Genomic DNA, 7,267 nt, shown 5'->3' on the forward strand with positions numbered 1-7,267 from the left:
CTGATAGAAACAGAAGCCACTGGAGCACCTCAAAAACACCATCATACACTAAATCAGTAAGTTGGCAGCATCACCGGCGATGCGTTAACCAAAGCGCCTAATTTCCAACGTCTGGCGGCTCATGCCGCCACCTTTGAAAACAGTTACGTCGGCAGTATGCCGTGTATGCCTGCCCGGCGGGAGTTGCATACCGGGCGATGTAACTTCCTGCATCGGGAGTGGGGGCCGTTAGAACCGTTTGACGATTCCATGCCGGAGCTGCTTAAAAAGGCGGGGATCTATACCCACCTGATAAGCGATCATTTGCATTACTGGGAAGATGGCGGCGGGAATTATCATAATCGCTACAGTTCGTGGGAGATTGTGCGCGGACAGAAAGGCGATCACTGGCATGCAAGCGTTGCGCAACCGCCTATTCCCGAGGTGCTACGGGTGCCGCAAAAGCAGACCGGTGGCGGTGTTTCTGGTCTGTGGCGCCATGACTGGGCAAACCGGGAATATATTCAGCAGGAAGCGGATTTTCCACAAACTAAAGTGTTTGATGCAGGCTGTGCCTTTATCCACAAAAATCACGCGGAAGATAACTGGTTATTGCAGGTCGAAACGTTTGATCCGCACGAGCCGTTTCACACAACGGAAGAGTATCTTTCCTTGTATGAAGATAACTGGGATGGACCGCATTATGACTGGCCGCGTGGCCGGGTGCAGGAAAGCGACGAGGCCGTGGAGCACATCCGTTGCCGGTATCGTTCGCTGGTGTCGATGTGCGATCGCAACCTGGGGCGCATTCTCGACCTGATGGATGAGCACGATCTGTGGCGAGATACCATGCTGATTGTCGGCACTGACCACGGCTTTTTACTCGGTGAGCATGGCTGGTGGGCGAAAAACCAGATGCCTTATTACAACGAAGTTGCCAATAATCCGTTGTTTATCTGGGACCCGCGCAGTGGTGTAAAAGGAGAGCGGCGACAGGCACTGGTACAAATGATCGACTGGGCGCCAACGTTGTATGACTTTTTTCAACAGCCAGTGCCGCCCGATGTGCAGGGGCAACCGCTGGCGAAAACGGTCAGTCACGATGAACCAGTACGCAGCTCGGCGATGTTTGGTGTCTTCAGTGGTCATGTTAACGTAACTGATGGGCGTTTTGTCTATATGCGTGCAGCGCTGCCGGGGCGTGAGGATGATATTGCCAACTATACGTTGATGTCCTGCAAAATGAACAGCCGCTATCCGGTGGATGAGATGCGGGCTTTATCGCTGGCCCCACCGTTTCGTTTTACCAAAGGGTTACAGGTATTACGCATCCCGGCACAGGAAAAATATAAGGGGTTGAATCAGTTTGGTCATTTGCTGTTTGAGCTGCAAAACGATCCGCAGCAGCTACATCCGATTCATGATGATGTGATCGAGTCCCGGATGATCGCGTTGCTGATTCAGTTGATGAAAGATAATGATGCGCCGCCAGAGCAGTTTCAGCGCCTGGGATTAGCGTAGAGAAGTGATTTTGCCGGAGTGGGTGTTCGCCCACTCCGGCAAATGAATAATTATTGCGGGAACCACTGATCGCTGATTTGTTGATATGTACCGTCAGCTTTAATTGCTGCCAGCGCGTTATTCAGTTTTTCCAGCAGAGCTTTGTTATCCGGACGTACAGCGATACCCAGACCGGTGCCAAAGTATTGCGGATCGGTCACTTTTTCAGTAGCAACGCCCAGTTGCGGATTGGTTTTCAGCCATTCATTAACCACCGCAGTGTCACCAAATACGCCATCAATACGGCCATTTTTCAGATCGATAAAGGCATTTTGATAACTGTCATAGGAGACCGTTTTCACTTCCGGGTGCTGATCCTGAATATATTTCTGGTGCGTAGTACCGTTTTCCATCCCAATGCGTTTGCCTTTCAGGTCGGCAAACGTTTTGTAGGTATCTTTTTTGGCAATCACGACGGCTGAGTTTTCGTAATAGGGCGTGGTGAACGATACCTGCTTGCTACGATCTGGTGTGATATCCATACCGGAGATTACGGCGTCATATTTCCTGAATTTCAGTGACGGGATCAGGCTGTCGAAAGCGTGATTAGTAAAAGTACATTCTGCCTGCATTTGTTTGCACAAGGCTTTTGCCAGGTCGATATCAAAGCCGACAATCTCATTATTAGCACCTATAGATTCAAAGGGTGGATAGGTGGCTGAAACGCCAAAATTGATTTTCTCTGCGGCAGAAGCACCGAAAGTAAAGGAAGCAAGTAATGCGGCAAGAACTAACTTTTTCATGATGGAACTCCCGTCTGTCAATCTTATGATTTTTGGCCGTGTCTGCGGCATGGGATAACAATGCCATCAAGTGAATTTATATGCAATAAATATGATTAAATAATTTGCATGAAATAAAAAAAGACGGACAACTTAGTGAGTTGTCCGTCTTTATTATAAGAATTTATGCACTATGTAGGCCGGATAAGGCGTCCACGCCGCATCCGGCACAGGCACCGTGCTGATGTCTGATGCGACGCTGGCGCGTCTTATCAGACCTACAAATCATCCAGCTAATGTAGGCCGGATAAGGCGTTTACGCCGCATCCGGCATCAGCACGCAGCTACATTAATTCCGCCGTTCAAATGCCAGTGCTTTGCGCTCGATCAGACGCATCATCAGCGTCAGCAGGCCGTTGACGACCAGGTAAATAATCCCTGCCGCACCGAACACCATTACATCGTAGGTGCGTCCGTACAACAACTGGCTGTATCCCATCACTTCCATCAGCGTAATGGTGTAAGCCAGAGAGGTACTTTTGAACACCAGCACCACTTCGTTGGAATAAGAAGAGAGCGAGCGTTTAAAGGCATACGGCAGCAGGATCGCCAGCGTATCTTTTTTGCTCATTCCCAGGGCGCTACAGGACTGCCACTGACCTTCTGGGATCGCACGAATTGCACCGTAAAACAGCTGCGTGGTATACGCCGCACTGTTCAGCGATAACGCAATCAGCGCACATAACCACGGTTCTGACAACAAATGCCACAGTGCCGGATACTCCTGCAACGTCGGAAACTGGCCCGGCCCGTAATAAATCAGGAAGATCTGCACCAGCAGCGGCGTACCGGTAAACAGTGTGATATAACCCCGCACCAGCCACACCAGCACCGGCGTTTTCAGCGTCAGGATGATGGTAAAAATCAACGCCAGAATCAGCGCCACAATCAGCGAGGCAACCGTCAGCGTCAGGCTGGTGTGCAGCCCTTTCATCAGTTCGGGTAAATACTCAAACATTAGCTGGGCCTCCGCTCAAAACGTGTCGCGCGCAGGTCAATGCGTTTGAGAATGTACTGACTCAACAGGGTGATCACCAGGTAAATCGCCGCCGCCACAATGTACCAGGTAAATGGTTCCTGGGTACGGGTAGCGATGCTTTTGGTTTGTAACATTAAATCATTCACACTAATCAAACTGACCAGCGCGGTATCTTTCAGCAGCACCAGCCACTGGTTACCGAGGCCAGGCAACGCATGACGCCACATCTGCGGCATCACCAGACGGAAAAAGATAGCCGATTTCGACAGCCCCAGCGCCTGGCCGGATTCCCACTGACCCATCGGCACCGCTTTCAGCGCGCCGCGCAGCGTTTGAGAGGCATAGGCGGCATAAAGCAGCGACAGAGCGATGACACCGCAAAGGAACGGACTCACGTCGAAGTTTTCAATATCCACCTGCACCGGGATCTGCACGAACCCAAGATTGATAGTGAAGCCATCCGAAAGCGTCAGCAGCAGCTGTGAGGAGCCAAAATAGATAAACAGCACCACCAGAATTTCTGGCAGGCCACGCAGAATGGTTACCAGCGCTGAACCTGACCACGCGACAGGACGCCATTTTGCCGACTCCCACACCGCAAAGAACATCGCCAGCGCCAGTCCGACAATCAATGCACAAACGGCAAGGCCGACGGTCATCCCGGCGGCGCTTGCTAAAGGAAAAAATTCATTCATCAGGAATTACTTCTGGAACCATTTGTTGTAGATGGTTTCGTAAGTGCCATCTTTCTTCACTTTTTCCAGCGCAGTGTTGAGTTTCTGCTGCAGTTCAGTGTTGCCCTGACGTACCGCGATGCCGAGGCCAGTGCCGAAGTAATCTTTATCGGTCACTTTGTCGCCCACCGCCGCCAGTTTCGGGTTATCTTTCAGCCACTCAGTGACCACTGCGGTGTCACCGAAGACGCCGTCGATACGCCCGTTTTGCAGATCCAGTTTTGCGTTCTGGTAGCTGTCATACGGAACGGTAGTGATTTCCGGGTGCTTATCCATAATGAATTTCTGGTGTGTCGTCCCGTTCTGTACGCCGACTTTTTTGCCTTTCAGCTGATCAACACTGGTGTATTTGCCTTGCTGACCCACAAACAGGGCAGAGTTGTCATAGTACGGGGTGGTAAACAGCACCTGCTTTTCACGTTCTGGGGTGATATCCATCCCGGCCATCACCGCTTCTACGCGACGGAATTTCAGGCTTGGGATCAGGCTGTCAAACGCCTGGTTAGAGAAAGTACAGGTTGCATCAATCTCTTTACACAGTGCCTGTGCCAGGTCGACGTCAAAACCAACGATCTGGTTGTTTGCATCAATCGATTCAAACGGAGGATAGGAGGCTTCGGTAGCAAAACGAATGGTTTCGGCAGCTGTGGCGGAAAGACTAAAACCTGCAATTAACGCGGCAATCAGAACTTTTTTCATTGTTGTTATCCCGAATCTTAGTGAGAGAGATAGTTTTTAAATGCTTCGGTTTGCGGCTCGGTAAAGCAGCTCGCGTCGCCTTGTTCTACGATATGACCATTTTCCATATACACCACTCGGCTGGCGGTTTTACGCGCCACTTCAACTTCGTGGGTGACGATCACCTGGGTAATATTCGTTTCTGCCAGCTCACGAATGATGCTGACGATTTGTGCCGTAATTTCCGGGTCCAGTGCGGCGGTCGGTTCATCAAACAGCAGTACCTGCGGTTCCATCATTAACGCACGGGCAATAGCAACACGCTGCTGCTGACCACCAGAAAGATGCAGCGGGTAACGATCGCTATAAGGTTTGAGACGCAGACGTTCCAGCAGTTTTTCTGCACGGGCCAGCGCCTGATCTTTACTCAACCCCAGTACACGGCAGGGCGCTTCAATCAGGTTTTGCTGCACGGTCAGATGCGGCCACAGGTTGTATTGCTGAAACACCATGCCAACGTTACGACGCAAATCGCGAATCGCTTTGTCTGAGGGTGTTTTGGTGAAATCGAAATGGTTGCCTGCAATGTTGAGCGTACCGGAGCGCGGCATCTCAAGCAGATTGAGTACACGCAGCAGCGAGCTTTTACCCGCGCCGCTGGGGCCAAGTAACACCAGCGTTTCGCCCTGTGGGCAATCCAGCGTGATATCGAACAGCGCCTGATGCGCGCCGTAGAAGCAATTAATGCCGTTTAATTGAATACTCATTGACACTCGTATACTGGCAGTCTGATAGCTATTGAGGTCGAAGATAGTACCTTTGACAGAATAATTATGCAATATTTCTGCTTTAAAAGTTAAAAGCAAAGCGCATTATTCAATAAACATAGCACAAAATAACGGGGGCGGTGGTCGGCGAGCATAAATGTCGGCATTCCTCACGAAATGCCGGACAATTTACGGGGTTTATTGGTTGATCAAGGCGTTAGCGATTCTCGATGGACTGACGGAGCGTACCCGCCGTGGCATGAACGCTACCGCCTAAGTAGCGCACATCGTCGATCACCCAACACTGGCCTTCCTGAATCATTAACACTTCATCCTGCCAGCCCTGGTCACCCTGCTTGAGATCCACGCGCAATGGAATGTTACGGGCATCACGATTAGGGATAGTCGATGCACTGGCAACGTGGGCGCTGTCTGGCAAGGTGGTTCGACTGGAGAACGGATCGCTGCTTAACAATTCACGATGACTATTATCGCGGCTGGCATCGCTAAGTAGGGTTGCCAGTTTGTCACTCAAATAGGGGCGCAGGGCGGTAATGTCATTGCTGCGATGTTGAATGCGGTAGTCATAGAATTGTTGGGCTACGCTGTCAGGCCCCCCCTGGACACAGGAACCGGTGCGGGGACCGTTATCTTTATAAGCTGGCGTGACGGTGGTACAGGCACTCAGCAGCAGTGCACATGGAATAAGTAGAGATAGTGAACGGTAGCGCATAATCATTTCCTTATTAGCTTGCTGTCTGCGTCACACTACGACCAAACGCTATCAGATTATTTAATACATTGTTTTTAATACAATTCTGAAACAATCTGAACACCTGATTGGGTTTGAGTCCATTGCTGGCTACCCACTCAAGGTTGCTCGTAGCTGACTTACTTAAATTACCCAAACAATAGACAGTGTAAACCATTTGTGAGGTTGAGCGTGTTATATGGCTGAAATGATCATTTAAGGTAAATATGATAGTTCTGAAATGGTGGTATAAATCCTCCTGTAGAGGTTAAGAGCATCTGCAAGAAGCCAGTTTCACATTTATAACGCGTGATAAATGAACGCGGTTATTGTCTAATCATTACAAATTTTTCACATGCGATAAGAGATCCTGCTATTAAGATGATTGCCAAAATTACGTTGTATTTTTGAAAATGAGCGAAATTTGATAGTCCCAGCTTTGACTTTTGATAATATTATTTATGTTACAGTTGTGGGTATAAAATATAATCTTTTTGAACAAGTGAATTTGAGCGAAGAATAAATCAAGTTGTTTCAGTGTTTCGTTAATTAATATGAGTATAAAAGGTGTTGTGCTTTTACAATAATAAAGCGCGAGGAGTTCGGTGGATTATCGTTTTTCTTGGGTGATTTTTAATATGATAAACAATATATCTGATCAAGCGTCATCATTTCCATACACACAATTGAATCAAAGTGATAATTTCCTCGATTCACTGAGGGAATTTTTCGCGATATTAAATTCCAGTCGTAAGGGTGAGTTGTCTACATGGGATACCATCTACTTGCATCTGATATTAGCAATAAATGCTGACAGTGATCTCATAAAAAATGATGTGTTGCTCGCGGAAAATATTCCAACAGCGGATTATCAATTTAATACATTTTTTAGTAATGCTTTCGAGACTGATGTTAAAAAATATCTGGGTAAATCAGAAGATAACGAAGTTGAAATAAAAACGGGTAATGAAAGAATCTCTATTGGAATACGTAACATATCGAATGGAAAACTTGAAAGACAAAAGTTTCTTTTCCCA

At 48.5% G+C, this 7,267-nt stretch carries 7 protein-coding genes and 1 pseudogene; 2 read left to right on the top strand and 6 right to left on the bottom strand.

What is annotated here, in order from left to right; translation table 11 throughout:
- Window positions 1-69 precede the first annotated feature (69 nt).
- Window positions 70-1,500, top strand: coding sequence for a sulfatase (locus OQV04_RS22655; RefSeq protein WP_274446750.1), 1,431 nt, complete (start codon window positions 70-72; stop codon window positions 1,498-1,500).
- A 50-nt stretch (window positions 1,501-1,550) separates the two neighbouring features.
- On the opposite strand, the gene artJ is transcribed toward OQV04_RS22655, so the two are convergent.
- The 6 genes from artJ to OQV04_RS22685 form a co-directional block, all read right to left on the bottom strand.
- A complete protein-coding gene (gene artJ / locus OQV04_RS22660; protein WP_032280612.1) occupies window positions 1,551-2,282 on the bottom strand; it encodes an arginine ABC transporter substrate-binding protein ArtJ in 732 nt (243 codons plus the stop codon).
- Window positions 2,283-2,610: 328 nt separating this feature from the next.
- Window positions 2,611-3,279 carry an arginine ABC transporter permease ArtM gene (gene artM / locus OQV04_RS22665; protein WP_000464491.1) on the bottom strand — a complete coding sequence of 223 codons (669 nt, stop codon included), beginning with the start codon at window positions 3,277-3,279 and terminating at the stop codon, window positions 2,611-2,613.
- Complete coding sequence (gene artQ, locus OQV04_RS22670; protein ID WP_032280614.1) at window positions 3,279-3,995, bottom strand: arginine ABC transporter permease ArtQ; 717 nt, start codon at window positions 3,993-3,995, stop codon at window positions 3,279-3,281. Before artQ ends, artM begins: the two co-directional genes overlap by 1 nt.
- Before the next feature lie 6 nt (window positions 3,996-4,001).
- Window positions 4,002-4,733: an arginine ABC transporter substrate-binding protein ArtI gene (gene artI / locus OQV04_RS22675; RefSeq protein WP_000756569.1), complete on the bottom strand. Its 732-nt coding sequence runs from the start codon at window positions 4,731-4,733 to the stop codon at window positions 4,002-4,004.
- Window positions 4,734-4,750: 17 nt separating this feature from the next.
- Window positions 4,751-5,479 carry an arginine ABC transporter ATP-binding protein ArtP gene (gene artP, locus OQV04_RS22680; protein ID WP_000027205.1) on the bottom strand — a complete coding sequence of 243 codons (729 nt, stop codon included), beginning with the start codon at window positions 5,477-5,479 and terminating at the stop codon, window positions 4,751-4,753.
- A 217-nt stretch (window positions 5,480-5,696) separates the two neighbouring features.
- On the bottom strand, window positions 5,697-6,212 hold the full coding sequence (locus OQV04_RS22685) for a lipoprotein (protein ID WP_001270657.1): 516 nt from the start codon (window positions 6,210-6,212) through the stop codon (window positions 5,697-5,699).
- A 623-nt stretch (window positions 6,213-6,835) separates the two neighbouring features.
- On the opposite strand from OQV04_RS22685, the pseudogene OQV04_RS22690 reads away from it, so the two are divergent.
- Window positions 6,836-7,267 (top strand): annotated as a pseudogene (locus OQV04_RS22690) (pentapeptide repeat-containing protein); the annotation flags it as partial.

This window comes from Escherichia sp. Lx600-2 (assembly GCF_036662595.1).
Lineage (GTDB): Bacteria > Pseudomonadota > Gammaproteobacteria > Enterobacterales > Enterobacteriaceae > Escherichia > Escherichia coli.